1 protein-coding gene and 1 pseudogene are annotated in these 1,356 nt (G+C 66.4%); both read left to right on the top strand.

Annotated features, from left to right (window positions below; genetic code table 11):
* Nucleotides 1–439: pseudogene (locus ACGFYN_RS48175) on the top strand (alpha-1,4-glucan--maltose-1-phosphate maltosyltransferase); the annotation flags it as partial.
* Nucleotides 436–1,356 (top strand): alpha-amylase family glycosyl hydrolase (locus tag ACGFYN_RS48170; RefSeq protein ID WP_393872284.1); only part of this gene is annotated, 921 nt, incomplete at its 3' end. The pseudogene ACGFYN_RS48175 and the gene ACGFYN_RS48170, both read left to right, overlap by 4 nt.

The raw sequence follows: 1,356 nt of genomic DNA, 5'->3' as shown, positions 1-1,356 counted from the left end.
CGACTCCGAGAAGTACCAGCTCCGCCCCCGCGACTGGGACGCCGCCCAACGCGAGGGCCGCACCCTGGCCCCCCTCATCACCAAACTCAACGCCGTCCGGCGCGCGAGCCCCGCCCTCCGCCAGCTGCGCGACCTCCACTTCCACCAGACGGACAAGGAAGCGGTGATCGCCTACTCCAAGCGCAGCGGCTCGAACACGGTTCTGGTGGTCGCCAACCTCGACCCCCACCACACCCAGGAGGCGACGGTCTCGTTGGACATGCCGCAACTCGGCCTGGAATGGCACGAGTCGGTGCCGGTGCGTGACGAACTCACCGGTGAGACCTACCACTGGGGCAGGGCCAACTACGTACGCCTCGAACCGGGCATTCGCCCCGCGCACGTATTCACCGTCCTGCGACCGTCCACCCCGCAGATCGGAGGGTCACCCACCTCATGATCGTCAACGAGCCCGTCCCGGACACGTTCGAGGACACCCCCGCGAAGGACCGGGACCCGGACTGGTTCAAGCGCGCGGTCTTCTACGAGGTCCTCGTCCGTTCCTTCCAGGACAGCAACGGCGACGGCGTCGGCGACCTCAAGGGCATCACCGCCAAGCTCGACTACCTGCAATGGCTGGGTGTCGACTGCCTCTGGCTGCCGCCGTTCTTCAAGTCCCCGCTCCGGGACGGCGGTTACGACGTCTCCGACTACACGGCCGTCCTGCCCGAGTTCGGCGACCTCGCCGACTTCGTCGAGTTCGTCGACGCCGCCCACCAGCGCGGCATGCGCGTCATCATCGACTTCGTCATGAACCACACCAGCGACCAGCACCCGTGGTTCCAGGAGTCCAGGAAGGACCCCGACGGCCCTTACGGCGACTACTACGTATGGGCCGACGACGACAAGCAGTTCGCGGACGCGCGGATCATCTTCGTCGACACGGAGGCCTCCAACTGGACCTTCGACCCGGTCCGCAAGCAGTACTACTGGCATCGCTTCTTCTCCCACCAGCCGGACCTCAACTACGAGAACCCGGCCGTGCAGGAGGAGATGATCTCCGCCCTCCGCTTCTGGCTGGACCTCGGCATCGACGGGTTCCGGCTGGACGCGGTGCCGTACCTCTACCAGGAGGAGGGCACCAACTGCGAAAACCTTCCGGCCACCCACGAGTTCCTCAAACGGGTGCGCAAGGAGATCGACGCGAGCCACCCGGACACGGTGGTGCTGGCGGAGGCCAACCAGTGGCCGGAGGACGTCGTCGACTACTTCGGCGACTTCGAGAGCGGTGGCGACGAGTGCCACATGGCCTTCCACTTCCCCGTCATGCCGCGCATCTTCATGGCCGTACGGCGAGAGTCCCGCTACCCGGTCTCG

Source organism: Streptomyces sp. NPDC048419 (genome assembly GCF_043200415.1).
Lineage (GTDB): Bacteria > Actinomycetota > Actinomycetes > Streptomycetales > Streptomycetaceae > Streptomyces.
This window is presented reverse-complemented; position numbering and strand designations above follow the sequence as displayed.